Source organism: Streptomyces sp. NPDC058697, assembly GCF_042715345.1.
In the GTDB taxonomy this organism is placed as follows: Bacteria; Actinomycetota; Actinomycetes; order Streptomycetales; family Streptomycetaceae; genus Streptomyces; species Streptomyces liliifuscus.
This window is the reverse complement of record NZ_JBHXSU010000019.1, coordinates 116,676-142,057: the sequence shown is the minus strand read 5'-3', so window position 1 is coordinate 142,057 and position 25,382 is coordinate 116,676. Positions and strand designations below refer to the sequence as shown.

Annotated in this window: 22 protein-coding genes; 18 read left to right on the top strand and 4 right to left on the bottom strand. The window is 69.9% G+C overall.

The genetic code is table 11. The features are described from left to right. Nucleotides 1-37: 37 nt before the first annotated feature. Together ACFWXQ_RS34255 and ACFWXQ_RS34250 are read right to left on the bottom strand one after the other, a co-directional pair. A complete protein-coding gene (locus ACFWXQ_RS34255; RefSeq protein WP_143637268.1) occupies nucleotides 38-808 on the bottom strand; it encodes a DeoR/GlpR family DNA-binding transcription regulator in 771 nt (256 codons plus the stop codon). 306 nt (nucleotides 809-1,114) lie between these two features. Continuing rightward, complete coding sequence (locus ACFWXQ_RS34250) at nucleotides 1,115-1,939, bottom strand: NAD-dependent epimerase/dehydratase family protein (RefSeq protein WP_383944518.1); 825 nt, start codon at nucleotides 1,937-1,939, stop codon at nucleotides 1,115-1,117. A 282-nt stretch (nucleotides 1,940-2,221) separates the two neighbouring features. Here ACFWXQ_RS34250 and ACFWXQ_RS34245 point away from each other — a divergent pair, with 282 nt between their 5' ends. Both ACFWXQ_RS34245 and ACFWXQ_RS34240 read left to right on the top strand, forming a co-directional pair. Further along, nucleotides 2,222-3,163 (top strand): 5-dehydro-4-deoxyglucarate dehydratase, encoded by a 942-nt coding sequence (locus ACFWXQ_RS34245; protein WP_383944521.1) that lies wholly within the window; start codon nucleotides 2,222-2,224, stop codon nucleotides 3,161-3,163. Then, nucleotides 3,160-4,320, top strand: a complete 1,161-nt coding sequence (locus ACFWXQ_RS34240) for a hypothetical protein (RefSeq protein ID WP_383944524.1) — start codon at nucleotides 3,160-3,162, stop codon at nucleotides 4,318-4,320. Before ACFWXQ_RS34245 ends, ACFWXQ_RS34240 begins: the two co-directional genes overlap by 4 nt. A gap of 11 nt (nucleotides 4,321-4,331) precedes the next feature. Here the strand turns inward: ACFWXQ_RS34240 and ACFWXQ_RS34235 are convergent, their stop codons facing one another. Together ACFWXQ_RS34235 and ACFWXQ_RS34230 are read right to left on the bottom strand one after the other, a co-directional pair. Further along, complete coding sequence (locus ACFWXQ_RS34235; protein ID WP_383944527.1) at nucleotides 4,332-5,588, bottom strand: MFS transporter; 1,257 nt, start codon at nucleotides 5,586-5,588, stop codon at nucleotides 4,332-4,334. A gap of 162 nt (nucleotides 5,589-5,750) precedes the next feature. Beyond that, nucleotides 5,751-6,719: an NAD(P)-dependent alcohol dehydrogenase gene (locus tag ACFWXQ_RS34230; protein WP_383944530.1), complete on the bottom strand. Its 969-nt coding sequence runs from the start codon at nucleotides 6,717-6,719 to the stop codon at nucleotides 5,751-5,753. Nucleotides 6,720-6,910: 191 nt separating this feature from the next. On the opposite strand from ACFWXQ_RS34230, the gene ACFWXQ_RS34225 reads away from it, so the two are divergent. The 16 genes from ACFWXQ_RS34225 to ACFWXQ_RS34150 all read left to right on the top strand — a co-directional run bounded on the left by ACFWXQ_RS34225 (nucleotide 6,911) and on the right by ACFWXQ_RS34150 (nucleotide 25,381). Then, entirely contained in the window at nucleotides 6,911-7,516 is a 606-nt protein-coding gene (locus ACFWXQ_RS34225) for a TIGR03086 family metal-binding protein (RefSeq protein ID WP_383944532.1), read from the top strand. 194 nt (nucleotides 7,517-7,710) lie between these two features. After that, entirely contained in the window at nucleotides 7,711-8,367 is a 657-nt protein-coding gene (locus ACFWXQ_RS34220; RefSeq protein WP_383944535.1) for a GntR family transcriptional regulator, read from the top strand. Next, nucleotides 8,364-9,293: a dihydrodipicolinate synthase family protein gene (locus ACFWXQ_RS34215; protein WP_383944537.1), complete on the top strand. Its 930-nt coding sequence runs from the start codon at nucleotides 8,364-8,366 to the stop codon at nucleotides 9,291-9,293. Before ACFWXQ_RS34220 ends, ACFWXQ_RS34215 begins: the two co-directional genes overlap by 4 nt. Next, nucleotides 9,290-11,083, top strand: a complete 1,794-nt coding sequence (gene araD, locus ACFWXQ_RS34210) for an L-arabinonate dehydratase (RefSeq protein ID WP_383944540.1) — start codon at nucleotides 9,290-9,292, stop codon at nucleotides 11,081-11,083. Before ACFWXQ_RS34215 ends, araD begins: the two co-directional genes overlap by 4 nt. Nucleotides 11,084-11,263: 180 nt before the next feature. After that, nucleotides 11,264-12,199 carry a carbohydrate ABC transporter permease gene (locus ACFWXQ_RS34205; protein WP_055616478.1) on the top strand — a complete coding sequence of 312 codons (936 nt, stop codon included), beginning with the start codon at nucleotides 11,264-11,266 and terminating at the stop codon, nucleotides 12,197-12,199. Beyond that, nucleotides 12,199-13,098, top strand: a complete 900-nt coding sequence (locus tag ACFWXQ_RS34200; RefSeq protein WP_383944570.1) for a carbohydrate ABC transporter permease — start codon at nucleotides 12,199-12,201, stop codon at nucleotides 13,096-13,098. The genes ACFWXQ_RS34205 and ACFWXQ_RS34200 overlap by 1 nt, the downstream gene beginning before the upstream one ends. Further along, nucleotides 13,095-14,429 carry a polysaccharide lyase family 1 protein gene (locus tag ACFWXQ_RS34195; protein ID WP_383944543.1) on the top strand — a complete coding sequence of 445 codons (1,335 nt, stop codon included), beginning with the start codon at nucleotides 13,095-13,097 and terminating at the stop codon, nucleotides 14,427-14,429. Before ACFWXQ_RS34200 ends, ACFWXQ_RS34195 begins: the two co-directional genes overlap by 4 nt. A gap of 59 nt (nucleotides 14,430-14,488) precedes the next feature. Continuing rightward, nucleotides 14,489-15,676, top strand: coding sequence for a Gfo/Idh/MocA family protein (locus tag ACFWXQ_RS34190; RefSeq protein WP_383944545.1), 1,188 nt, complete (start codon nucleotides 14,489-14,491; stop codon nucleotides 15,674-15,676). Next, entirely contained in the window at nucleotides 15,676-16,518 is an 843-nt protein-coding gene (locus ACFWXQ_RS34185; protein WP_383944547.1) for a PmoA family protein, read from the top strand. Before ACFWXQ_RS34190 ends, ACFWXQ_RS34185 begins: the two co-directional genes overlap by 1 nt. Further along, nucleotides 16,515-18,065, top strand: a complete 1,551-nt coding sequence (locus ACFWXQ_RS34180) for a family 43 glycosylhydrolase (protein WP_383944550.1) — start codon at nucleotides 16,515-16,517, stop codon at nucleotides 18,063-18,065. The genes ACFWXQ_RS34185 and ACFWXQ_RS34180 overlap by 4 nt, the downstream gene beginning before the upstream one ends. A 42-nt stretch (nucleotides 18,066-18,107) precedes the next feature. Next, complete coding sequence (locus ACFWXQ_RS34175; protein WP_383944553.1) at nucleotides 18,108-19,232, top strand: polysaccharide lyase family 1 protein; 1,125 nt, start codon at nucleotides 18,108-18,110, stop codon at nucleotides 19,230-19,232. A 64-nt stretch (nucleotides 19,233-19,296) separates the two neighbouring features. Further along, complete coding sequence (locus ACFWXQ_RS34170) at nucleotides 19,297-20,658, top strand: ABC transporter substrate-binding protein (RefSeq protein WP_383944573.1); 1,362 nt, start codon at nucleotides 19,297-19,299, stop codon at nucleotides 20,656-20,658. A 179-nt stretch (nucleotides 20,659-20,837) separates the two neighbouring features. Next, nucleotides 20,838-21,641 (top strand): rhamnogalacturonan acetylesterase, encoded by an 804-nt coding sequence (locus ACFWXQ_RS34165; protein ID WP_383944576.1) that lies wholly within the window; start codon nucleotides 20,838-20,840, stop codon nucleotides 21,639-21,641. Nucleotides 21,642-21,760: 119 nt separating this feature from the next. Next, nucleotides 21,761-23,092, top strand: coding sequence for a polysaccharide lyase family 1 protein (locus ACFWXQ_RS34160; protein WP_383944556.1), 1,332 nt, complete (start codon nucleotides 21,761-21,763; stop codon nucleotides 23,090-23,092). A gap of 2 nt (nucleotides 23,093-23,094) precedes the next feature. After that, complete coding sequence (locus tag ACFWXQ_RS34155; RefSeq protein ID WP_383944559.1) at nucleotides 23,095-24,222, top strand: pectinesterase family protein; 1,128 nt, start codon at nucleotides 23,095-23,097, stop codon at nucleotides 24,220-24,222. 46 nt (nucleotides 24,223-24,268) lie between these two features. Continuing rightward, nucleotides 24,269-25,381: a right-handed parallel beta-helix repeat-containing protein gene (locus ACFWXQ_RS34150; protein WP_383944562.1), complete on the top strand. Its 1,113-nt coding sequence runs from the start codon at nucleotides 24,269-24,271 to the stop codon at nucleotides 25,379-25,381. Nucleotide 25,382 lies beyond the last annotated feature (1 nt).

Here is a 25,382-nt window from a genome sequence, read left to right as displayed (position 1 = left end):
GGGACTGGGGTGCGGTCTCTGTTTCGGACCCGGATGATCAGACCCGGATGACCTGGGGGCCCTGCATCGAGTAGCGGTGGGCCTCGGACGTGGGCAGGAGGGTGCTGGTGACGATCGCCTCCAGTGCACTGATCTCCGCGAACCGGCAGAAGCTGACAGCGCCGAACTTGGTGTGCACCCCGGCGAACACCGTGCGCCGGGCGGCCCGGATGGCCTGTGACTTGACCTCGCTGACGGCCGGGTCGGGGGTGGTGAGGCCGTGTTCGCGCGAGATGCCGTTGGCGCCGATGAACGCCAGGTCGATGACGAACCCGGCGAGCATCTTCGTCGTCCAGTGGTCGACGGTCGCGAGGGTGCCGGGCCTGACCCGGCCGCCGAGCAGCAGCACCGTCGTGTTGTCGGCCTCGGCGAGCGCTCCCGCAGTGGCCAGGGACGCGGTGACCACGGTCAGCGGCCGGTCCCGGGGGAGCGATTCGGCGATGAGCTGCGGGGTGAACCCCTCGTCGACGAAGACCGTCTCGGCGTCCCCGAGCAGCTCGGCCGCGGCGGCCGCGATCCGGCGCTTCTCGGGCACATGGCTGGTGGCGCGGAAGGCGAGCGTCGTCTCGAAGCCGGCGCTCTCCACCGGATAGGCGCCGCCGTGCGTACGGCGGACGAGTCCGTGGTCCTCCAGGGCGCGCAGATCCCGTCGTACGGTCTCCTTGGCTACGCCCAGCTCGGCGGCGAGCTCGTTCACGTCGACGGCTCCGGTGCGGCGGGCGCTCTTCACGATCTCCCGCTGACGTTCTTCCGCGCTCATGCCCGACACCCGCTCTCCGTGCTCACTGCCCGTTCGGGCCCGGTGGGGCCCATGGGGGAAGTTCTACAGCGGGTGCGCGCCACTGACCAGGTCTGTTGCGGGCCCGATGGCGCCCGTATGTGACCGTAACGAGCGACGGCTGCCCGTGCCGGACCTGCGGTGCAGCGGAATTCGGGCAGTGGGCATGCCCGAAGGGCGGGGCGGGCGGGCCCGTTCGGTGCCCGCTCGGCCCGTGAGGCGGTCCGTGCGCGGTGGCCGGATGTGCCCGGCGGTGGCGGGTGCGGCCGAACGGGAGCCCCGGTACGGACGCGGGTGTCAGTACGGCCAGACCGGCGGGTTGGTCACGAAGTGGCCGCCCAGACGGGTGTGGTCCGGGTTCCGCGGGTCCAGCTCGCCCTGCTCCGCGATCAGCTTGTCGGCGTACTGCTCGGAGTCGTCCTGCGGCTCGTAGCCGAGGCTCCGGGCGGTGGTCAGGTCCCACCACAGGCGGGTGTTCGCGGAGGAGCCGTAGACGACGGTGTGCTCGACGTCCTCGGCGGTCAGGGCCGCGTGGAAGAGGCGGGCTCCGTCGCCGGGGCTCATCCAGACCGACAGCATGCGCACGCTGGTCGGCTCCATGAAGCAGGAGCCGATCCGCACGGAGACGGTCTCCAGGCCGTGCTTGTCCCAGTAGAACTGCGCCAGGTCCTCGCCGAACGACTTCGACAGCCCGTAGAAGGTGTCCGGGCGGCGCGGGGTGTCGATGGGGATGAGCGTGTCCGGGGCGTGCGGCGCCTCGCCCTCGGGGTGCGGGGCGAAGCCGACCGCGTGGTTCGAGGAGGCGAAGACGATGCGCCGGACGCCCTCCTCGCGCGCCGCCTCGTACAGGTTGTACGTGCCCTGGATGTTCGCCTTGAGAATCTTCTCGAAGGTGGACTCCAGGGATATGCCCGCGAGGTGGATGATCGCGTCCACGCCCCGCACGGCCTCGCGCAGGGCCTCCTTGTCGCCGAGGTCCGCGGTGACCGCGCCCGGCTCGCCCTCGATGGGGAGCAGATCCAGGAGCCGCAGCTCGTAGCCGTAGGCGGGCAGCAGCCCTCGCATCAGGGTGCCGAGACCGCCGGCGGCGCCGGTGAGCAGAACGGTGCGGGGAGCGGGCATCCTCGGGTCTCCTTGAATCGGCAGCCGTCACCGTGTACGGCATTCACATCCGTGGACACGCTAGGGATCGTCGACGGATCGCGTCAAGTGTCGCGCGGAGTGGTGGGATCCGCTCCCCTTCCGTGCTCCTTCTGCTCCCTTGTTGCTGCCGCAATGCACGCCGGTCCGCTTGACCGCCCCCAAGAGGGCGCCTTAGCGTGGAAGTGTTCAGGGATATGGACATGGATCAGAAACGTGCACGAGTCGGCGTGTGCGTGCATGCTCATGCTCTAGGGAGAGCCCGTGACGTCAGCCCCCCTTGCCAGTCGACTCAGTATCCCGAGCGGGCCGCTGTTCTTCCCCGTCACCGCGTACGACCGCGACGGGGCCGTCGACCTCGACGTCTACCGCGAGCACGTCCGGCGGGGCGTCGAGGCCGGGGCCGCCGCCGTCTTCGCCTGCTGCGGGACCGGGGAGTTCCACGCGCTCACACCCGAGGAGTTCCAGGAGTGCGTACGGGCGGCCGTCGAGGAGACCGCGGGCCGCGTCCCCGTCGTCGCGGGCGCCGGGTACGGCACCGCGCTCGCCGTGCGGTACGCGCGGCTCGCCGAGGAGGCCGGCGCGGACGGGCTGCTCGCCATGCCGCCCTATCTCGTCGTCGCCGGGCAGGAGGGGCTGCTGCGGCACTACACGGAACTGGCCGCCGCCACCTCCCTCGACGTCATCGTGTACCAGCGGGACAACGCCGTGTTCACGCCCGACACCGTCGTCTCGCTGGCCCGCGCCGAGGGGATCATCGGCCTCAAGGACGGCCTTGGCGACCTCGACCTGATGCAGCGCATCGTGAGCGCCGTGCGGTCCGAGTACCCGGGCGACTTCCTCTACTTCAACGGGCTGCCGACCGCCGAGCTCACCGGCCTCGCCTACCGCGGCATCGGCATCACGCTGTACTCCTCCGCCGTCTTCTGCTTCGCGCCCGAGATCGCCCTCGCCTTCCACCAGGCCCTGGGCTCCGGCGACGACGCCACCGTCAACCGGCTCCTCGACGGCTTCTACCGGCCGCTCGTCGAACTGCGCGCCCAGGGCCGCGGGTACGCAGTCTCGCTGGTCAAGGCGGGCGTACGGCTGCGGGGGCTCGACGTGGGCGAGGTGCGGCCGCCGCTGCACGAGCCGTCCGAGGACCACGTCAAGCAGCTCGCCCAGCTGATCGAGCGGGGCCACGCGCTTCTGGAGGAGGGCAAGTGAAGGCGTCGACCTTCGTCTATCCGTGGGACGTCAACGGCGACCCCGACGCGGCGGCACGCATCGCCGGACTCGGCGTACAGCAGGCGACGCTCGCCTCCGCCTACCACTCCACGCGCGCCCTGACCCCCCGCCACCCCCGGCACCGCATCGTCACCGCACAGCACGCCTCCGCGCTCTACCCGACGGACGCCGCACGATGGCAGGGCCGCAGGATCCGGCCGTACGCCGCCGGGGACTGGGCGCCCGGCGACGCGTACGGGGAGGCCGCGGCGGCTCTCGCGGGGGCGGGGCTCGATGTGCACACCTGGGTGGTGCTCGCACACAACTCCCGTATGGGCGTGGAGTTTCCGGACACCTCGGTGGTCAACGCCTACGGGGACCGCTACTCGTGGGCCCCTTGCATCGCTCAGCCCGACACGCGCGCGTACCTCGTCGATCTGGCCGTCGAGGCGGCGATCCGTCCCGGCGCCTCGGGCACGGAACTGGAGTCCCTCGGCTGGTACGGGCTCCCGCATCTGCACGCCCACGACAAGACGGCCGGCGTGGCACTCGGGGACGCCGGCACGTACCTGATGTCGCTGTGCTTCTGCCCCTCCTGCCGGGACGGATATACGCAACTGGGGCTCGACCCCGACGAGTTGGCGGCCTCGGTCCGGCGTGCCCTGGAGCCCGTGTGGCGGGGCGAGGCTCCCGTCGAGGGCTGGGAGGACGTGGAGAAACTGCTCGGCGCCGAACTCGCGACGGCCACGCGCGCGTGGCGTGACTCGGTCGCCCGGTCCCTCCAGACGGAGGCCGTCCTCGCCGTACGCGCGGCCGCGCCCGAGGGGTTCCAGATCCTGCTGCACGCGGACCCGGTCTCCTACCGCGTCGGTGCGAACGTCGGGGTGGACCCCGGGCACATCCTGTCGGTCGCCGACGGAGTGGTCGTACCGTGCGCCGCCGGGCCCGAGCCGCTGATCCCCTTCGCCGAGCAGGGAGTTGACGGGGCCGTACTGGCGGCCAACTTCACCGTGGTGAGCGGGATGGGCGGCCGTCCCGCGACACTCGTCGAGGACGTGACACGGGCGGTCGGGCTGGGAGCGACCGAAGTGCGGCTGTATCACGCGGGGTTGGCGTCCGACGCGGATCTGTCACTCGTGGCGGAGGCGCTCCGCTGAGAGCGCGGTGACTAGGCTGCGGGTTCGGTGGGGGCTGGGCGCGCCGTTCCCCGCGCCCCTGTCGGGGCGCGATGGCGCAGCCGCAGCAGAGGCGTGACCGTCACCAGTCGTACGAGCCCCAGTGCCGCCAACAGCACGCGATGGTCGACCAGTTCGACCAGGCCCGCGCCCAGCGCCAGCCCCACCGCCGTCGGGGCGAACAGCAGGGTGTTGGCGGTTGCCGTCGTACGGCCCAGCAGGGCGTCCGGGGTTTCGCGCTGGACCGCGGTGAGGGCCGCGATCAGTACGCAGGGGAGGCCGACGCCGACCGCCGCGGCCGAGGCGAGGACCACCGCGTCGTAAGGGAGCGCGCGAGCCGTCACGGCCACGGCGGTGAGCGCGATGCCGTATCCGGCGAACCGGCGTTCGCCCAGGCGGCGCAGGAGCGGGCCTGCGGCCAGGCCGACCGCCACCGAGCCGACGCCCTGGACGACGTACAGGACACCCACGTACGCGGGGGAGTGGCCGAGGCCCTCCACCACCGCGTAGATCAACGCGCCGTTGACGCCCGAGAAGAGCATGGTCGTGGCGCCCGCGAGGACGAGCGGGCGCAGGGTCGGGTGGCGCCACAAGTAGCGGGCGCCTTCGGCCGTTTGGGCGCGCCAGTCGGTCGGGAAGGGGGCCGTGAGCCGCTTCGGCTCGTGTACGCGCAGCAGCGTGTAGAGGCCCGCGGCCAGGGTGAAGGTGACCGCGTCCAGGAGTGCGACGCGGGCGCCCCCGTACGCCGCGTACAGGCCCGCTCCCGCGAGCGGGGCAAGGAGCTTCATGCCCTCGTTGGCCGTCATGCGCAGGCCGTTGAAGTCGCCGAGGAGCTGCTTGTCGACGGCCGTGGCCACCAGGGCCGACTCCGCCGCGTCGTGGACGACACCGGCCGCTCCGTAGACGAGGAGCACGGCGAAGAGGATCCACAGGGTGCCGGGCGAGTTGACCATGAAGAGGGGCAGCAGGAGTGCGGCCAGGCCCAGGTTCGTCCACACCAGCAGGGGCCGGCGGCGGGTGCGGTCCGCGAGGGTGCCGAGGGCCGGGCCGATCAGCGTGGGAGCCCAGAGCGCGAAGACGCAGAGGGCGGCCAGGCCGTCCGAGCCGGTCAGATCCTTCACCCAGATCCCGGACACCAGCCACATCGCCGACGAGCCGAACCCGGAGACCAGCACTCCGCCGAGGTACAGACCCGCGTTGCGGTCTCGCAGGACGCGGGTCACCGCCCATGTCTGTGTCGATGTCGTCATGCCTGGTCATCGTGGGGCTAAGGCCCCGGGCCGGGCATCGGGCAGTCGCCTTAGCGGGGACGCCGCGGGAGCGGCGGCGGGGCCGTCGGGATGAGGAGAAGCCTCGCCGGGAGCCCGCCGGGCTTCAGCCTGGCTCCCGCCCGGCCCAGACGATGAGGACGTTCAGATGGTGAGGACGATCTTGCCCCGGGGATGGCCCTTCTCCAGATGGCGGAGGGCGTCGGCGGCCTCGGCGAGGGGGTACGTACGGTCGATGGCCGGGGTGATCCTGTCCTGCTCGGCGAGGTCCTTGAGCGTCAGCAGGTCCTCGCGGCGCGCGACCGAGATGAGGTTGCGGAGGTTCTGGCCGACGAACGGCGAGAGCATGACGGCCCGCAGCCCGCGGCTCATACCGCCGAAGAAGCCGGTTCCGCCCTCGCCGCCGACGATGACGAGGGTGCCGCGCGGGGTGAGGGCGCGGCGGAGGACGGGCAGGGGGCGAAGGCCCGCGTTGTCGACGATGACGTCGTAGCGGTGCGGGCCGTCGGTGATGTCCTCGCGGGTGTAGTCGATGATGTGCGAGGCGCCCTGGGACCGTACGAAGTCCGCGCCCGTGGGGCCGCAGACGCCGGTGACCTCGGCGCCGTACATCGCGGCGAGCTGGACGGCGTAGCAGCCGACGCCGCCGGAGGCGCCGATGACGAGGACCTTCTGGCCCGGCTGCGGACGGCCCTTGCCGCTCAGGGCCTGGAGGGCGGTCATGCCGGAGACGGGTAGGGCGACGGCCTGTTCGAAGGTGAGGTTGGCCGGTTTGAGGGCGATCTTCGCGGCCGTGGCGCGCGCGTACTGGGCGAACGAGCCCTCGCAGTTGCCGAAGACCTCGTCGCCCGGCTTGAACTCGGTCACCTTCGCCCCGACGGCCTCGACCCGTCCGGCGCCGTCCCAGCCCCGTACCGGGTTCTTGGGCTTACGGAGCCCCAGGGCGACGCGTGCCACGTACGGCCGGCCCGTCATGAGGTGCCACACCTCGGGGCCGACACCGGCCGCGCGCACCTCGACGAGCACCTCGTCGTCGCCGGGCACGGGGCGGTCGATGTCGCGCAGTTCCAGGAGGTCCGCTGATCCGTAGGCATCCTGAACGATCGCCTTCATGGCGTGGCTCCCCTTCACGGTCCCCGGCACCGGATATCCCGGTGACATCCGGTTTCCCGGTGTGCACCGAGCATCTCGACGGCTCGAACGCCTGACCAGACTCCTGAGCATGATCTTGGGAGCGGGAGCGATGAGTTTTCGTACGGCCGACGGTCTACCCACTGAAGACCCCCTGACGAGAGGAGCCCGGCATGGGCGACGGCGGTACCACCCCCACCACCCTTGACCTGGGGCCGCAGGCCCTGATCGTGGCACGCCTCGCGGAGGAGGTGGGCGAGGAACAGCTGGACGCCGTGACACCGTGTCCGGAGTACGCGGTCCGCCATCTGCTCGGGCATCTGACCGGGCTGTCAGCGGCCTTCCGGGACGCCGGGCGCAAGGACCTCGGGGCCACGACGGACACGGACCCCACCTCCCAGCTGCCGGACGTGACGCCCGGCTGGCGCGCCGAACTTCCCAAGGTGCTCGGTGAGTTGGCCGAGGCCTGGCGCGATCCGGCCGCGTGGACGGGCGAGACCCGCGCGGGCGGTGTGGACCTGCCAGGAGAGGTCGCGGGCATCGTCGCCGCCGACGAACTCGTCGTGCACGGCTGGGACCTGGCCCGGGCGACCGGTCAGCCGTACGCCCCGGATGCGGCGGCCCTGCATGCGGCGTACGCGATGCTCGCGCCCTCGGTGGACGATCCGTCGCGCGGAACCATCTTCGGGCCGGTCGTGCCCGTGCCGGAGGGGGCTCCCCTGTTGGACCGGGTGATCGGGCTGAGCGGCCGGGACCCGGGGTGGGCGCCCACCGGCTGACAGGGCACACCATCGCTTCTTTCGCTTCTTTTGTGAGAAGCCTCGAACTTCTTTTGTCAGAAGCGTTGACGAAACACAGGGGCGCTCCTAGTTTCATCGCGTCGTACTTCGTACGTCATATATGAGACGCGATACGCGAGATCAGATACGCGAGCCCTCGATCGCTGGGGGCTCCGTTACCCCGAGAGGCGCGCATGACCTCTGTGCCCACGCCGATCCCCTCCCGCACGCAGTTCGTGCTGGAAGGGATCAAACACCGCATCCTCACCGGGCAGTTGACCCCGGGGCAGGCCCTGGTCGAGACCGAGCTCGCCGCCCAGTTCGGGGTGTCCAAGACCCCGGTGCGCGAGGCGCTCAAGACCCTGGCCGGCACCGGGCTCGTCGTGATGAACCAGTACAAGGGCGTCACGGTGCGCATGGTGGACGCGGACATGGCGCGCGAGGTGTACGACGTGCGGCTGCTCCTTGAACCGGAGGCGCTGCGGCGCTCCGTCCGGCGCGGCTCCTCCCTCGACACGGCGCGCGAGGCGCTCGAACGCGCCGACGCCGCCACCGACACCGCCCAACGCTCCCTCGCCAACCGCGAGTTCCACCGTTCCCTCTACGTCCGCTGCGGCAACCCGCTGCTCGGCCGGATGCTCGACGAGGTCCGGGACCAGGCCGCCCTGGTCTCCGCGGTCGCCTGGGCCGCCAACCCGTCCTGGGAGCGCGAGGCCACCGAGCACCGGGAGATCCTGCGGCTCGCGCTCGACGGTGACTCGGAGGGTGCGGCGCGCGCCCTGCACTCGCACATCGCCTCGTTCGTGCAACGGGCCTTCCCCGAGGCCCAGGGAGAGGGTGAGCAGGAATGACCGCGACCACGAATGCGACCACGACCGCGTTCGAGGCCGGCCGGGCCGCTCTCGCCGACGTGGTGGCGATCCCCGTGACCCCGTTCGCCGAGGACGGCTCCATCGACCAGGAGGTCCACCGCGTCCTGCTGCGCCGGGTGCTCGACGGCGGCGTGCGCATCCTCACGCCCAACGGCAACACCGGTGAGTTCTACGCCCTGAGCCCCGAAGAGCGGCGCACGGTGACGGAGTTGACCATCGAGGAGGCGGGGGACCGGGCGACGATCCTGGTCGGTGTCGGGCACGACGTGCCGACCGCCGTCGCCTCCGCCCGGCACGCCCGTGAGCTCGGGGCGCAGATGGTGATGGTCCATCAGCCCGTCCACCCGTACGTCTCGGAGGGCGGCTGGGTCGACTACCACCGGGCCATCGCGGAGGCGGTCCCCGAGCTGGGTGTCGTCCCGTACATCCGCAACCCGGTGCTCGCCGGCGCCCGGCTCGCCGAACTGGCCGACGCCTGCCCGAACGTCATCGGCGTGAAGTACGCCGTGCCGGACGCGGCCCGCTTCGCCGCGTTCGCGCGGGACGCCGGGCTCGAACGCTTCGTGTGGGTGGCCGGGCTCGCGGAGCCGTACGCGCCCTCGTACTTCTCGGCGGGCGCCACGGGCTTCACCTCGGGGCTTGTGAACGTCGCCCCGGCCGTTTCGCTGAACATGATCGAAGCGCTTCGATCCGGCGACTACGCGGGCGCCATGAAGGTCTGGGAGCAGATCCGCCGCTTCGAGGAGCTGCGCGCGGCCAACAACTCCGCCAACAACGTGACGGTCGTGAAGGAGGCCCTGGCCTCGCTCGGCCTGTGCCGCCGTGAGGTCCGCCCGCCGAGCAAGCAGCTCCCCGAGTCCGAACGTGCCGAGGTCGCCGCCATCGCCGCGGGGTGGTCGATATGACCGACGCCAACCCAGCAGTCCCCGGCGCGACCGGGTCCGGTTCGACAACGCCCTACAGCGATCAATCACCGGACGCGCCAAGGCAGTTGCGCAGCCACCAGTGGTACGGCACCGAGGGACTCCGATCCTTCAGCCACCGCGCCCGCACGCGCCAGCTCGGCTACCTCCCCGAGGAGCACCTCGGCAAGCCGGTCATCGCGATCCTCAACACCTGGTCCGACATCAACCCCTGCCACGTCCACCTCCGCGACCGTGCCCAGGCGGTCAAGCGGGGCGTGTGGCAGGCCGGCGGCTTCCCGCTGGAGTTCCCGGTGTCGACGCTGAGCGAGACCTTCCAGAAGCCGACCCCGATGCTCTACCGCAACATGCTCGCGATGGAGACCGAGGAACTGCTGCGCTCGTACCCGGTGGACGGGGCCGTCCTCATGGGCGGCTGCGACAAGTCGACGCCCGCGCTGCTCATGGGCGCCGCGTCCGTCGACCTGCCGGCGGTCTTCGTGCCCGCCGGGCCCATGCTGCCCGGCCACTGGCGCAACGAGGTCCTCGGCTCCGGCACCGACATGTGGAAGTACTGGGACGACAAGCGCGCCGGGCTCATCGGCGACTGCGAGATGACGGAGCTGGAGAGCGGCCTCGCGCGCTCGCCCGGTCACTGCATGACCATGGGTACGGCGTCCACGCTGACCGCGGCCGCCGAGGCCCTCGGGGTCACGGTCCCGGGTGCCTCCAGCATCCCCGCCGTCGACTCGGGGCACGACCGGATGGCCGCCGCCTCGGGCCTCAGGATCGTCGAACTCGTCCGCATGGACCGGAAGTTGTCCGAGATCCTCACGGCCGATGCCTTCGAGGACGCGGTGACGACGGTCCTCGGGCTCGGCGGCTCCACCAACGCCGTGATCCACCTCATCGCCATGGCCGGACGCGCCGGAGTCCGGCTCACCCTCGACGACTTCGACCGGATCGCCCGTACGGTGCCGGTCCTGGCGAACGTACGGCCCGGCGGCCGGACGTACCTGATGGAGGACTTCCACTTCGCCGGCGGACTGCCCGGGTTCCTGTCGCGGATCACCGATCTGCTGCACCTCGACCGGCCGACCGTCTCGCACGACAGTCTGCGCGAGCAGCTCGCCTCCGCGCAGGTGCACAACGACGACGTCATCCGCACCCGTCAGAACCCCGTCGCCGCCGAGGGAGGCGTCGCCGTCCTGCGCGGCAACCTCTGCCCCGACGGCGCGGTCATCAAGCACATCGCCGCCGAACCGCACCTGCTCAAGCACACCGGTCCCGCGGTCGTCTTCGACGACTACCGGACCATGCAACGCACCATCAACGACCCGGAGTTGGGCATCACGGCCGACACCGTGCTGGTGCTGCGCAACTCCGGACCCAAGGGCGGCCCGGGCATGCCCGAGTACGGGATGCTGCCCATCCCCGACCATCTGCTGAAGCAGGGCGTCCGGGACATGCTGCGGATCTCCGACGCCCGGATGAGTGGCACGAGTTACGGTGCCTGTGTGCTCCACGTGGCGCCCGAGTCGTACATCGGCGGGCCGCTCGCCCTGGTCCGCACCGGCGACACCATCACGCTCGACGTCGAGTCGCGTGCGCTCCAACTCAACGTGGACGACGAGGAGTTGGCGCGGCGCCGGGCGGAGTGGACCGCGCCGCCCGAGCGCTACGAGCGCGGCTACGGCGCGCTCTACAACGAACAGATCACCCAGGCGGACACCGGCTGCGACTTCGCGTTCCTCGCGCGGCCGGGCAAGGTGCAGGACCCGTACGCGGGCTGAGGGGCCGGCCCATCGGCGCTCTCTTCTGTCCGAGATCTCGAACAGTGTACGCGAAGCGCTTCACCAAGCACTGCCTGAATAGCAAGCGCTTCCACAAAAGCGAAGAAACGCACGGAACGAACGGAACGCACGGAACGAGCGCACGGCACCACCCGCACACCCCGAGAACGGAGAACAGTCATGGCCCAAGCCGCAGCCGTGGCGAAAAAGCCCGCGCCACCCCGGCGGCGCCGTGGCTCAGCGACGCCCCGCAGACTCCCGTATCTGCTGATCGCCCCGGCGGGACTGCTGATGCTGGGCTTCATCGCCTACCCGGTGCTCAGCGTCTTCTACTACAGCCTGCAGAACTACAACCCCACCAAGCCGTGGCGGAACGGCTTCGCGGGCTTCGACAACTTCGTGCACGCCTTCACCGAGGACCCGCAGTTCTGGGACACGCTGGTCTTCAGCGCCAAGTGGGTCGTCGTCGAGGTCGGGCTGCAGCTGCTGTTCGGTCTGGCGCTCGCACTGATCGTCAACCAGACCTTCGTGGGCCGCTCGCTCGGCCGCGCCCTGGTCTTCTCGCCCTGGGCCGTGTCCGGTGTGCTCACCTCCGCGATCTGGGTGCTGCTCTACAACTCCCAGACGGGAATCACCCGTTACCTCGCCGACATGGGCATCGGGGACTACGGCACGAGCTGGCTCTCCGACACCTCGACGGTCTTTCCCGCGGCGGTGGTCGCGGACCTCTGGCGGGGCGTTCCCTTCTTCGCGATCCTCATCCTCGCCGACCTCCAGTCAGTCTCGAAGGACCTGTACGAGGCCGCCGAGGTCGACGGCGCAAGCCGCTTCCGGCAGTTCGTGCACATCACGCTGCCGCACCTCAAGGACGCCATCATCCTCTCCACGCTGCTGCGCGCGGTCTGGGAGTTCAACAACGTCGACCTGCTCTACACCCTCACCGGCGGCGGACCCGCGGGCGAGACGACGACACTCCCGCTCTACATCGCCAACACCAGCGTCGACGCACACAACTTCGGCTACGCCTCGGCCCTGACCACGGTCGCGTTCGTGATCCTGCTCTTCTTCTCGATGGTCTATCTGCGGCTGAGCAAGTTCGGAGGCGGGGACAAGTGATCACCAAGGACATCGACACCATCGTTCCGGCCGTGCCCGCACCGGTGGCCGACGAGCCCCCGCAGCGCCCGGGGAGGCGCAGGCGCGCCTGGGACGAGGCCCCGCGCTGGCAGATCTACGTCCCGCTCGGCATCTACCTGCTCTTCACGCTCATCCCCTTCTACTGGATCCTGCTCTTCGCCCTGCGCAAGCCCGGCTCGACCTCGCTCGTGCCCTGGCCCATGACCTTCGAACACTTCGACAAGGTCTGGAACGACCGCAGCTTCGGCACGTACTTCGAGAACAGCGTCTACGTCGGCGTCGCCACGCTCTTCATGACCACGCTCGTCGCACTGGCCGGCGGCTACGCCCTCGCCCGCTTCGACTTCAGGATCAAGCGCGCCTTCATGCTGGCGCTGCTCTGCTCCCAGTTCGTGCCGGGCGCGCTGCTCCTGGTGCCGCTGTTCCAGATCTTCGCCGAGCTCCAGATGATCAACTCGCTGGGCAGCGTCATCATCGCCGAGACGGTCTTCCAACTGCCGCTGTCGATGATCCTGATCAGCGGCTTCATCCGGAACGTGCCGTACTCGCTCGAAGAGGCCGCCTGGGTCGACGGCTGCAACCGCTTCACGGGCTTCAGGGTCGTCGTCCTGCCGCTGCTGCGCCCCGGGTTGATCGCGGTGGGCTCCTTCGCCTTCGTGCACTCCTGGAACCACTTCCTGTTCGCCCTGATGTTCCTCAGCAACCAGGACAAGCAGACGATCCCCGTCGGCCTCAACAGCCTGATGAGCGCCGACAGCGTCGACCTCGGCGCGCTCGCCGCCGGCGGCATCATCGCGGCCGTGCCCGTCGTGATCGTCTTCGCCTTCATCCAGAAGTGGCTGATCACGGGCTTCAGCGCCGGGGCGGTGAAGGGATGAGATCTGTACGCACCTTTCTGCCGGGCACGACAAGAGGGCGCCGCGTCCTCCAAGTCGCCCTCGCCTGCGGGCTGTTGGCCGCACTCGGTGCACCGGCGAACGCCGAGTCGCGGGACATCAGCCGCGACACCCTGCCCGCGAACGACGGCTGGGCCGCCGCCGACGGAGGTACCACGGGGGGTTCCTCCGCGGACGACGCCCATGTCTTCACCGTACGGAACCGGGCCGAGCTGGTGCGCGCCCTCGACGGCGGCAGCGCGACCCCGAAGATCATCAAGATCGCGGGGACGATCGACGCCAACACCGACGACTCCGGGAAGCGGCTGGGCTGCGACGACTACGCGACCGGCGGCTACAGCCTGAGGAAGTACCTGGCCGCGTACGACCCGCGCACCTGGGGCGCCGCCAAGCCGTCCGGCCCGCAGGAGGAGGCCCGCCAGGCCTCGGCGGCGGCCCAGGCCTCGCGCGTGGAGCTCGCCGTCGGCTCCAACACCACCATCGTCGGGCTCGGCGACAGCGCCGTACTCAAGGGCGCGAGCCTCCAGGTCCGCGGTGCCGACAACGTCATCGTCCGCAACCTCGAACTCCGGGACGCCTACGACTGCTTCCCCGTCTGGCAGCCCAACACCGGCGGCCTCGGCGACTGGAAGACGGCGTACGACACGCTGTGGCTGCGCGGCGCCACCCATGTGTGGATCGACCATGTCACGGCGTCCGACGAGGGCCACCCCGACGAGGACGAGCCGACCCACTTCGGCCGCAACTACCTGCGCCACGACGGCCTGTTGGACATCACCAGCGCCTCCGACCTGGTGACCGTCTCCTGGAGCCGGTTCGCCGACCACGACAAGGCGATGCTGATCGGCAGCGGCGACACGGCCACCGGCGACCGGGGCAAGTTGCGCGTCACCCTGCACCACAACGAGTTCGAGTCCGTCGTCCAGCGCGCCCCGCGCGTCCGCTTCGGTCAGGTGCACGTCTACAACAACCGGTACGTCGTCCCGGCCGACGCCCACGACTACCGGTACTCGCTCGGGGTCTCCGTCGAGTCGGCGGTCTACGCGGAGAACAACGCGTTCACCACCCCCGGTCACGTCGAGGCCGCCGACCTGGTGAAGAGCTGGAACGGCACGGCCCTGCACCAGTCGGGCACGCTCTTCAACGGCTTCCCCGTGGACCTGCTGGCCATCTACAACGCCTACAACTCCGGCAGTGAACGCGACCTGACCTCCGACGTCGGCTGGACTCCCACGCTGCACGGCACGGTCGACAGCGCCGCGAAGGCCGACCGCGACGTCGAGCGCGGCGCGGGAGCGGGGAGGGTCCGATGAACGCCGCCACAGGCCCGATGAGCACCGCCACCGGGTCCGGAACCGCTTCGATAGGGCCCATGAACTCTTCCTCCGAGGCCCTGCCCTCGCACGCGTCCCCCCTCCCCGTCGTCCTCGCGGGCGCCCGCGGTCACGGCCACTGGCACCTCGCGAACATCCGCCGCCTCCAGGACAAGGGCCTGGTGCGCCTGGCCGGGATCTGTGAGCTGACTCCGCTCACCGAGGCGGAGCTGGGCGCCTTCACCGCGCCCGGCGAACTCCCCGAGCAGTCCGCCGACTTCGGGGCCCTGCTGGACTCCACGGGTGCCGCGATCGCGGTGATCTGCACGCCGATCCCGACCCACACCGACCTCGCGCTGACGGCCGCCGCCAGGGGCGTACACGTCCTGCTGGAGAAGCCGCCGGCTCCCTCGTACGCCGAGTTCCGCCGGATGGCCGACGGGGTCGCCGCGGCCGGGGTGGTCTGCCAGATCGGCTTCCAGTCGCTGGGCTCGCAGGCCGTGCCCGCGATCCGGGAGCTGGTCGCGCGGGGCACGATCGGCCGGGTGGACGGCATCGGCGGGGCCGGGGCCTGGGCGCGCGCCGAGGAGTACTACCACCGCGCACCCTGGGCCGGGCGGCGCCGGATGAACGGGGCCGACGTCGTCGACGGGGTCCTCACCAACCCTCTCGCGCACGCCGTCGCCACCGCCCTCGCGCTCGACGGAGCCACCCGCGCCGAGGACGTCACCGGCATCGAGACCGAGTTGCTGCGTGCCAACGACATCGAGTCCGACGACACCTCCTGCGTCCGCGTCACCACCGCGGCCGGCCACCGGATCACCGTCGCCGCGACCCTGTGCGCCGAGCACCCCGACGAGCCGTACGTCCTCGTGCACGGCACCAGCGGCCGGATCACCTTCTGGTACAAGCAGGACCGCGTCCTCGTCCAGCGGTCGGGACACGGCCCGCAGGAGATCACGTACGCCAGGACCGACCTGCTGGAGAACCTCGTCGAGCATCTCGAAGGCCGGGCCGGACTGCTGGTCGCGCCGGACTCGACGGGCGCCTTCATGAAGGTCGTTGAAGCGATTCGACAGGCGCCGGACCCCGTCGCGCTGCCCGCCGACGCCTGGTACCTGAAAGCCGACGAGAACCGCCGGGTCGTGCACGGGGTCGACGGACTCGTCGCGGCCGCCGCAGACACCCTCGCCCTCTACTCCGAGCTGGGCGCCTCCTGGGCGCTCCCGAAAGAGGTGAGTACCTGATGAACAACGAGTCGCTGGTCCTGCGTGTCGCGGGCCGCCCGGTCGGCCGTTACATCACCCGGCCCGAGCTTCCGCCGAAGCTGTCGCCGCGTCCGTACTTCCACCCCGTCACCACCCTGGCCGGTACGGCTGTCACGGAACTCAGCCCCGCCGACCACATCCACCACCTCGGCCTCGGTGTCGCCGTTCCCGACGTCGAGGGGTACAACTTCTGGGGCGGTCGCACGTACGTACGCGACCAGGGGCCGACCGAGCTGGACAACCACGGGGCCCAGCGGCACTCCACGTTCCAGCTGCGCGACCCCGACGGCTTCATGGAGGAGCTGCGCTGGATCGCGGCGGGAGCCGAGCTGCTGCGCGAGCGGCGAACAGCCGCGGCGACCGAACTCACCGACACCGCCTGGGCGTTGGACTTCACGTTCTCGCTCACCAACACCACCGCCGAACCCCTGTCGATCGGCAGCCCGGCGACCAACGGCAGGACCGGCGCGGCCTACGGCGGCTTCTTCTGGCGGGCCCGCAAGGAGGCAGAGACGCCCGCGGTGTTCACGGCCGGCACCGAGGGCGAGGAGACCGTGCACGGCACCCGCGCCGACTGGCTGGCGCTCGCGGGCGCCAACTGGACGCTGGTGTTCGCGGGGGCCACCGAGCGGACCCGCCGCGACCCGTGGTTCGTGCGCACCACCGAGTACCCGGGCGTCGGCTCGTCCCTGGCCCATCAGGAACGGCTGCCGATCCCGCCGGGGGAGACCGTCGTACGCCGGGTCGTCACCGTCGTCGCGGACGGCCGCCTCGACCGGGGCGAGGCCGCGGCCCTCGCCCGCAAGGCGGTGAGCCCATGAGCGGCCAGAGCACACCCGCCTTCACCGCCGACCTCGGCGACGGCACGTACCGCAACCCGGTCCTGAACGCCGACTGGTCCGACCCCGACCTCATCCGCGTCGGCGACGACTACTACCTGACCGCCTCCAGCTTCGGCCGCGTACCGGGCCTGCCGCTGCTGCACTCCCGCGACCTCGTCAACTGGACGCTCGTCGGCCACGCCTTACAACTCCTCGAACCGGCACGGGAGTTCAGGAAGCCACGCCACGACCGTGGTGTCTGGGCACCGTCGTTGCGCCATCACGACGACCGCTTCTGGATCTTCTGGGGCGACCCCGACCACGGTATCTACCAGGTCAACGCCCCTGAGATACGCGGCCCTTGGACCCGTCCCCACCTGGTCAAGGCGGGCAAGGGGCTCATCGACGCCTGCCCGCTGTGGGACGAGGAGACCGGCGAGGCGTATCTCGTGCACGCCTGGGCCAAGTCCCGTTCAGGCGTCAAGAACCGGCTCACCGGCCATCGGATGCGGCCCGACGCGACCGGCCTGCTCGACGACGGCAAGGTGATCGTCGACGGCGACCGCATACCCGGCTGGTTCACGCTCGAAGGGCCGAAGCTGTACCGGCACGACGGCTGGTTCTGGATCTTCGCCCCGGCCGGCGGCGTCCGGACCGGCTGGCAGGGCGCGTTGCGCTCCCGCGACTTCTTCGGGCCGTACGAGGAGAGGGTCGTCCTGGAGCAGGGCGACACCGACGTCAACGGCCCCCACCAGGGCGGCTGGGTGCGCACCCCGTCCGGCGAGCACTGGTTCGCGCACTTCCAGGAGAAGGGCGCGTACGGGAGGGTCGTCCACCTCCAGCCGATGCGGTGGGGCACGGACGGCTGGCCGGTCCTCGGGGACGAGGGCGCCCCCGTCGCCGTACACCGCAAGCCCGATCTGCCGCGGCAGCCGCTGTCGGCGCCCGCCACCGACGACGACTTCCCCGGCGGGCGGTTCGGACGGCAGTGGCAGTGGACCGCCAACCCGCAGGACGGCTGGGCGACCCAGCACTCGGGCGACGGCCTGCGGCTGGCCTGCGTACGGACGGTCGACGCGCAGGATCTGCGCAAGTTACCGAACGTGCTCACCCAGCGGCTGCCCGGGACCCCGTGCACCGTCGAGGTCGGGCTGCGGCTCGACGCCGAGGAGCCGGGCGCACGGGCCGGACTCGCCGTACTGGGTGACGCGTTCAGCTGGATCGGGCTCGAACGGGGGGCCGACGGGACGGTCCACCTCGTGCACCGGTTCGCCGAGTCGGTCGCCGAGCGCGAGCGGGACGCAGCGCATCCGCGGCTCGCGCCCGAGGGGCGGGTACGGCTGCGGATCGAGAGCGGCGCCGGGGTGCGCTGCCGGTTCTCCTGCGACCTCGGCAGCGGCTGGGAGCCCTCCGGCCAGGTCTTCGCCGCCACCCCCTGGCGCTGGGTCGGCGCCCTGCTCGGCCTTGTCGCACTCGCGCCGAACGGCGGGGGACACGCCGGGGCGGCCACGTTCACGCAGTTCCGCATCACGGCGCCATCTGCCTGACCGCTTCAAGTCATCACCGTTGTAAGCCTGTTGGGAGCCGCAATGACGCACTTCCGTAGCAGCAAGCGCTTGCCGAGACCGGGGTCCGGGGCAGGGCTCGGGCTGGGGTTCGGGTCCGGTTCCGGTTCCGGTCCTGGCCTCGGCCGGGTCCTGGTCACGGTCATCGCTCTGGTGGCCGTACTGGGGCTCGGGGTCATCGCCCCGGCCGAGGCGGTGTCCGAGAGTGCCGGCCGGACCGACGAGCCGCACGGTTTCGCCTCCCTCGAAGGCGGTACGACGGGAGGCGCCGGCGGCAAGGTCGTCACCGTGACCACCCAGGCCGGCCTGGAGCACTACGCGGCCGCCGAGGAGCCGTACGTCATCCGGGTCGCCGGGACGATCAAGGCCGAGCCGTTCGGCGCGAACGTCGTCGTGGCCTCGGACAAGACCATCATCGGCGTAGGTACGGCCGGGGAGCTCGTCCAGGGCGAGCTGCACCTCACGCCCGGCACCCACAACGTGATCATCCGCAACCTGACGATCCGCGACTCGTACGTCGAGGGCAACTGGGACTGCAAGGACACCGACTTCGACGGCGTCCAGATGGACACCGTCCACCACGTCTGGATCGACCACAACCGCTTCTCGCGGATCTGCGACGGTCAGCTCGACATCCGCAAGGACAGCGAGTACGTCACCGTCTCCTACAACCGCTTCGAGAACAACAACAAGACCTTCGGCATCGGCTGGACGCCGAACGTGAAGACGCAGATCACCATCGACCACAACTGGTTCCGCGGTACGAAGCAGCGCAACCCGTCGGCCGACAACTGCGCCTACGCACACCTCTACAACAACTACATGACCGCCCAGGCGGACCCCGGCGACCCCGTATGGACGTACGGCAACTGGTCGCGCGGCAAGACCAGGATGGTCATCGAGAACAGCTACTACCAGGACGTCCAGCACCCCTACCAGGCCGACGCCACGGCCGAGTTGGTGCAGCGCGGCTCGATCCTGAAGAACACCGGCGGGCGCCAGGAGACGTGGGGCGCGGCCTTCGACCCGCGGGACTTCTACGACTACCGGCTCGACCCGGCGGCGGCCGTCCCCGCGCTCGTGTCCAGGTTCTCCGGCCCGCAGAGGCGACTCGGCGCCGACAACCGGGTGCCACGCGCCCGCCACTGACCTCCACGGCTTTACAACGTCACAGCGACACACCCTCGTTGGATCCAGAAGAAGAGAGCCGATGATGAAGACCAGCATTCACAGGAGCAGCAGAGGCGGGCGCCGCTCGGCAGCCGCCGTCGCCCTGAGCGCGGTGCTCGCGCTGACCGCCACAGCCTGCGGCGACGACGGCAGCGGGGCCGCGGGCGACAAGGGCGCCGACGGCAGCGGCAAGGGCAAGGTCGTCTTCTGGGACAACAACGGCGGTGTCCGCACGGACATCTGGAAGGAGATCATCGCCGACTTCGAGAAGGCGAACCCCGACATCGAGGTCGAGTACGTCGGGATCGCCGCCACCGAGTACCAGTCCAAGGTCGACACCGCTCTCCAGGGCGGCGGGCTGCCGGACGTCGGCGGTGTCGGCGCCGCGATGCTCGCCGGGTTCGCCGCCCAGGACGCGCTGGAGCCGCTGGACGACCGCCTCGGCAAGTCCTCCCTCAACGGCAAGCTCAACGAGGACATGGTCAAGTCGCTGAAGGCCGCCGGCGGCCGGGACGACACGCTGTACTCGATCCCGACCTCCGCCAACAACGGCGTCCTCTACTACCGCACCGACCTGTTCGAGCAGGCGGGCCTGGACGAGCCGACCACCTGGGACACCTTCTACGAGGCCGCCGACAAGCTCACCGACAAGGGCAAGAACGAGTTCGGCTACACCATCCGCGGTGGCGCCGGCTCCATCGCCCAGGCCCTCGACGCGATGTACGGACAGTCCGGCATCACGTCCTTCTGGGACTCCGGCAACGAGAAGACCACGGTCAACGACCCGAAGAACGTGGCGGCCCTGGAGAAGTACGTGGGCCTCTTCAAGAAGGTCACCCCGGCCGCCGACCTCAACAACGACTTCACCAAGATGGTCGCCCAGTGGGACTCCGGCACGATCGGAATGCTCAACCACAACCTGGGCTCCTACCAGGACCATGTGAAGGCGCTCGGCGTCGACAAGTTCCGCGGTGTTCCGCAGCCGGTCGGACCCGGTGGCAAGCGGGTCCAGGTCTCCAACCCCGTCGACGGTCTTGGCCTGTTCAAGAGCTCCAAGAACAAGGACGCCGCCTGGAAGTTCATCGACTTCGCTACCTCGAAGGCGGAGAACTCCAAGTTCAACGAGGCCGCGGGGCAGGTGCCGTCGAACAACGACGCTGCGAAGGACGCGTGGGTCTCCAAGGCAGAGCCCACGAAGCTTGCCGCCGAGGCGCTGAGTGACGGTTCCACGACCATCGTTCAGTTGCCGTACTACCTGCCCGACTGGAACACCATTTCCAAGACGGACAATGAGCCGGCCTTCCAGAAGGTCATGAACGGGTCGATGAGTGCCAAGGAATTCTTGGACACCTTGGCCGATCAGCTCAATGAGGCCCAGACCGAGTGGAACGAGCAGAAGGGCTAGGCGAGCCTGCACTTCTCAGGCTGGGAATTGGATTGACCGTGGGGAACCGCGGGGCCGTTGTGGCTGGTCGCGCAGTTCCCCGCGCCCCTGAAGGGCGCGATTGGGCGCCGCCTCCTGTATCAACCGAAGCTCTTCCATGGCGTTTCCGTAGCTTTTCCATGTCTGAAAGGCACATCGTCGTGTCACTCACCCGCAGACAGGTCACCACCGCGGCGCTTGCCGCCGCTCCCCTCGCCGTCGCGGCAACGGGGCCCGCCACTGCCGCCTCCCCGTCGGGGCGGCCCCGTGAGCGCACTCTCTACATCGCCGGTGATTCCACCGCCGCCCAGAAATACGCCGATGCCGCGCCCGAGACCGGCTGGGGCATGGCGCTTCCGTTCTTTCTGCGGGAGCGGTTGGCTGTCGCCAACCATGCGGTGAACGGGCGCAGTTCGAAGAGTTTCATCGACGAAGGGCGTCTCGACGTCGTTCTCGCCGCGATTCGGCCCGGCGATCTCCTTCTCGTTCAGTTCGGGCACAACGACTCCAAGGTCGCCGATCCCACGCGGTACACCGAGCCGTGGACCACGTATCAGGACTATCTCCGTCAGTACGTCGACGGGGCGCGGGCGCGGGGGGCCCGGCCCGTGCTGGCCACGTCCGCGGAGCGGCGGAAGTTCGATGGTGACGGGAATGCCGTGGGGACCCATGGCGACTATCCCGCGGCCGTTCGGGTCCTCTCCGAGTCGGAGGGGGTGGCGTTGCTCGATATTCAGGCTCTGTCGATTGCGTTGTGGCAGGAGCTTGGTGTCGAGGAGACGAAGAAGTACTTCAACTGGACCGATGTCGAGCAGGACAATACGCATTTCAATCCGCCGGGGGCCGTTGCTGTGGCTCGGATGGTGGGTGCGGAGTTGCTGCGTCGGCGGGTTTTGGTGCGGCGGGATGTTCGGCGGCTTGACGAAGTGATTCCCGAGTCTTGGATCAGTTGGCCCGAGTCTTAGTGCTGCGGGTGAAGGTTCGTTTGTAGGTGCCGGTCGGTTGTGGCTGGTCGCGCAGTTCCCCGCGCCCCTAAAAGCAGGGGCGGTCCTCGCTCTCCCTGTTTGGAAGGAACCCCGCACTCATGCGTAGTCGTATGTGGCATGCCCATGCCATTGCATCCCTTGCTGGATGTACCGTTCTCGTCCTAGGTGTCACCGGGACCGTCGCCCATGCCCAGGCCGCACCCGTCGCCCAGGCCGCTCAAGGGCGTGACCTCGGACGTGAGACCCTCGCCGTCGGTGACGGCTGGGGGTCCGAGGGGACCGGCACCACCGGTGGTTCGACCGCCACCGCCGAGCACGTCTACACCGTCACCAACTGGGCCGAGTTCAAGGCCGCGTTGAAGGCCGGTGGGGACGCGCCGAAGATCATCAAGGTCGAGGGCATGATCGACGCCGTCTCCGAGGGGTGCGAGGCCTTCGTCGCCGGGGGCTACGACCTCCAGCAGTACCTCAAGGACTACGACCCGGCGGTCTGGGGCAACGACGAGGTCGCCAGCGGTCCGCAGGAGGACGCGCGGGTCGCGTCCGCCGCCAAGCAGGACTCGGAGATCAAGGCCAACATCCCCAGCAACACCACCATCGTCGGTGTCGGCAAGAACTCCGGCATCCTCGGCGGCAGCCTCCAGATCAAGGGCGTCTCGAACGTCATCATGCGCAACCTCACCATCGAGGCCCCGCTCGACTGCTTCCCGAAGTGGGACCCGACCGACGACAACAGGACCGGCAACTGGAACTCCGAGTACGACGCCGTGGTCGTCTACGGCACCGATCACGTGTGGATCGACCACAACACGTTCACCGACGGGCGCTACCCCGACAGCGAGCGGCCGGTCTACTTCGGCAAGGTCTTCCAGCAGCACGACGGGCTGACGGACATCGTGCGCGGCGCCAACCACGTGACGGTGTCCTGGAACCGCTTCCAGGATCACGACAAGAACATGCTGATCGGGAACAGCGACAGCACCGCCACCACGGACGCCGGCAAGCTCAAGGTCACCATGCACCACAACCGCTTCGACGGGATCCTTCAGCGCTCTCCGCGTGTGCGGTTCGGACAGGTCGACGTCTACAACAACCACTACGTCGTGACAGAGAACCAGAAGTCCGACTACTACATCTTCGGCGTCGGCATCTCATCGCAGCTCCACGCCAGTGACAACGCGATCTCGCTGCCGGCCGGAGCCGCCGTCGGCAAGGTCCTGAAGAAGTGGAACGAGGCGCCCCTCACCGCCGAGAACAACTACGTCAACGGCAAGCGGACGGACCTCATCGCCGTCCACAACGCGGAGATTCCCGAGGAGACCCTCCAGTCCGGCGCCGGCTGGAAGCCCACCCTCCGTAAGAAGGTCGACCCGCCGCGGGCCGTGCCGGGCATCGTCAACAGCCGCGCCGGTGCCGGAAAGGTCTGCTGACCATGACCCTTCCGGCACCGGTCAGCAGACGGTCGTTCGTCGCGGCGAGCGTGGGGGCCGCGCTCGCACTGGGGCTCTCCTCCCAGGCCCAGGCTCAGGCCCAGGCGCGTGGGCGGTTCCCCTTCGGGCGGTACGGCTCGCCCGTGGCCCGGTTGGACGAGCGCACCCTGTACGTCCACCCCGGTGGCCTCGGCGACCACACCACCGTCCAGGCCGCCGTCACCGCCGCGAGCGGGAGCGGGTACACGCTGGTCATCGCCCCGGGCACGTACAGGGAGACGGTCGGCGTGGGCGTCGCCCGTACGGAGATGACCTGGATCGGGGCCTCGGGTGAGGCCCGTGACGTCGTGGTCGTCTACGACAACGCGGCCGGTACTCCGAAGCCCGGCGGCGGCACGTACGGCACGACCGGGTCGGCGACCACGCTCGTGCAGGCCGACGGGTTCACCGCGCGGGACCTCACCTTCGCCAACGACTGGCTGCGCGCCGACCACCCCGGGATCAGCGGCACCCAGGCCGTCGCCATCAAGGTGCAGGGCGACAGGTCGGCGTTTCTGCGCTGCCGGTTCCTGGGCCACCAGGACACGCTGTTCGCGGACACCACCGCGCTGGGCGCCTTCGACCGGCAGTACTACCGCGACTGCTATGTCGAGGGCGACGTGGACTTCGTGTTCGGGCGGGCGCGGGCCGTCTTCGAGCGATGCCACTTCCACACCCTCGACCGGGACGTCACCTTCACGCCCAAGGGCATGGTGTTCGCCCCGGCCACGGCCCGCGCGAATCCGTACGGCTTCCTCGCCGAGCGGTGCCGGATCACCTCGGGCGCCGAGGACGCCGCGTACAGGATCGCCCGGCCGTGGGTGCCCTCGTACGAGACGACCGCCTGGCCCTCGCTCGTCGTGCGGGACACCTGGCTGGGGCCCGGCATCGACGCGGCGGAGCCCTACATCAACATGCGCGAGGCGTATCCGTGGCAGAGCATGCGGTTCCGCGAGTACGCCAACTCCGGTCCCGGCGCGGTGATTTCGGTGCCCGAGAACCGGCCGCAGCTCACGGACACGGAGGCCGAGTCGCACACCCGGGAGACGTATCTCGGGGACTGGAGCCCTTGCGAGCGCCGCCGCCCCTGAACGACTGCTACCGACCAACAGCCCCTGACGAAAGGTCCCCACACCCATGTCTCGTCGAACCGCTCTGTCCCTGGGCGCAGTTATCGCCCTCGGTGCCGGACTCGCCGTGATCCCCACCCAGGCCCAGGCCGCCACCGTGGTCGTCAGCAACTCCACCGACCTGTCCAACGCCATCAGGAACGCCACCGCGGGCACCACCATCCAGGTGCGCGCCGGCACCTACTACCCGACGGCCACCCTCCAGTCGACCGCCAACGGCACGTCCTCCAGCCGCATTTACCTCCAGCCGTACGGCTCCGAGACCGTGAAGATCGACGGCTCGAACCTCCCCGACGGCGACTGGATCTTCAAGCTGACCGCCGACTACTGGACCGTCTCGGGGATCACCTTCCAGAACTCCCCGGACAGCGCGGTCGTCTGCCAGTCCTGCGCCTCCACCGTCTGGGACAACATCAAGACGATCAACGGCGGCGACTCCGGCTTCACGCTCACCGGGGACAGCACCACCAACAACACCGTCCGGAACATCGACAGTTACGGCCACTACGACGCCGCCACCCACGGTGAGAACGCGGACGGCATCGCCATCAAGTTCGGCTCGGGCAGCGGCAACCTCGTCACCGGGGCGCGCCTCTACAACAACTCGGACGACGGCCTGGACTTCTGGTCGTTCTCGTCGCCGGTCACAGTCGAGCACACCTGGGCCATGGGCAACGGCAGGAACCGCTGGTCGGACTCGGCGTTCGCGGGCGACGGCAACGGCTACAAGCTCGGCGGCGACGGCGAGGTCGTCGCGCACGTCGTCAACAACTCCGCGGCCTGGGACAACGCCGGCAACGGCTTCACCGAGAACAGCAACAAGGGCGCCATCGTCATCAACCGCACGACCGCCTACGCCAACGCCAAGTGGGGCTACTACTTCGCCACCGGCGCCGCCAGGCTCGGCAAGAACCTGGCGGTGAGCAACAGCGGCGGCTCGGTGAGCAAGGGCGCCTCGGTCGTCTCGTCCGGCAACAACTGGGACTCGGGCATCTCGACGCCCGCCTTCCGGTCCACCAGCGCGACGACCACGTACAACGCCCGCCAGTCGAACGGCGCGCTGCCCGTGACCACGTTCCTGACCACGGGCAGCACCACCATCGGCGCGACGATGGACTGAG

What these genes read in the sequence shown, in the direction of transcription:
- ACFWXQ_RS34250 (WP_383944518.1), bottom strand. Translation starts at nt 1,939, where the DNA reads ATGCCCGCTCCCCGCACCGTTCTGCTCACCGGCGCCGCCGGCGGTCTC.
- ACFWXQ_RS34235 (WP_383944527.1), bottom strand. Translation starts at nt 5,588, where the DNA reads ATGACGACATCGACACAGACATGGGCGGTGACCCGCGTCCTGCGAGAC.
- ACFWXQ_RS34230 (WP_383944530.1), bottom strand. Translation starts at nt 6,719, where the DNA reads ATGAAGGCGATCGTTCAGGATGCCTACGGATCAGCGGACCTCCTGGAA.
- ACFWXQ_RS34225 (WP_383944532.1), top strand. Translation starts at nt 6,911, where the DNA reads ATGGGCGACGGCGGTACCACCCCCACCACCCTTGACCTGGGGCCGCAG.
- ACFWXQ_RS34220 (WP_383944535.1), top strand. Translation starts at nt 7,711, where the DNA reads ATGACCTCTGTGCCCACGCCGATCCCCTCCCGCACGCAGTTCGTGCTG.
- ACFWXQ_RS34215 (WP_383944537.1), top strand. Translation starts at nt 8,364, where the DNA reads ATGACCGCGACCACGAATGCGACCACGACCGCGTTCGAGGCCGGCCGG.
- araD (WP_383944540.1), top strand. Translation starts at nt 9,290, where the DNA reads ATGACCGACGCCAACCCAGCAGTCCCCGGCGCGACCGGGTCCGGTTCG.
- ACFWXQ_RS34205 (WP_055616478.1), top strand. Translation starts at nt 11,264, where the DNA reads ATGGCCCAAGCCGCAGCCGTGGCGAAAAAGCCCGCGCCACCCCGGCGG.
- ACFWXQ_RS34195 (WP_383944543.1), top strand. Translation starts at nt 13,095, where the DNA reads ATGAGATCTGTACGCACCTTTCTGCCGGGCACGACAAGAGGGCGCCGC.
- ACFWXQ_RS34190 (WP_383944545.1), top strand. Translation starts at nt 14,489, where the DNA reads ATGAACTCTTCCTCCGAGGCCCTGCCCTCGCACGCGTCCCCCCTCCCC.
- ACFWXQ_RS34185 (WP_383944547.1), top strand. Translation starts at nt 15,676, where the DNA reads ATGAACAACGAGTCGCTGGTCCTGCGTGTCGCGGGCCGCCCGGTCGGC.
- ACFWXQ_RS34180 (WP_383944550.1), top strand. Translation starts at nt 16,515, where the DNA reads ATGAGCGGCCAGAGCACACCCGCCTTCACCGCCGACCTCGGCGACGGC.
- ACFWXQ_RS34175 (WP_383944553.1), top strand. Translation starts at nt 18,108, where the DNA reads ATGACGCACTTCCGTAGCAGCAAGCGCTTGCCGAGACCGGGGTCCGGG.
- ACFWXQ_RS34170 (WP_383944573.1), top strand. Translation starts at nt 19,297, where the DNA reads ATGAAGACCAGCATTCACAGGAGCAGCAGAGGCGGGCGCCGCTCGGCA.
- ACFWXQ_RS34160 (WP_383944556.1), top strand. Translation starts at nt 21,761, where the DNA reads ATGCGTAGTCGTATGTGGCATGCCCATGCCATTGCATCCCTTGCTGGA.
- ACFWXQ_RS34155 (WP_383944559.1), top strand. Translation starts at nt 23,095, where the DNA reads ATGACCCTTCCGGCACCGGTCAGCAGACGGTCGTTCGTCGCGGCGAGC.
- ACFWXQ_RS34150 (WP_383944562.1), top strand. Translation starts at nt 24,269, where the DNA reads ATGTCTCGTCGAACCGCTCTGTCCCTGGGCGCAGTTATCGCCCTCGGT.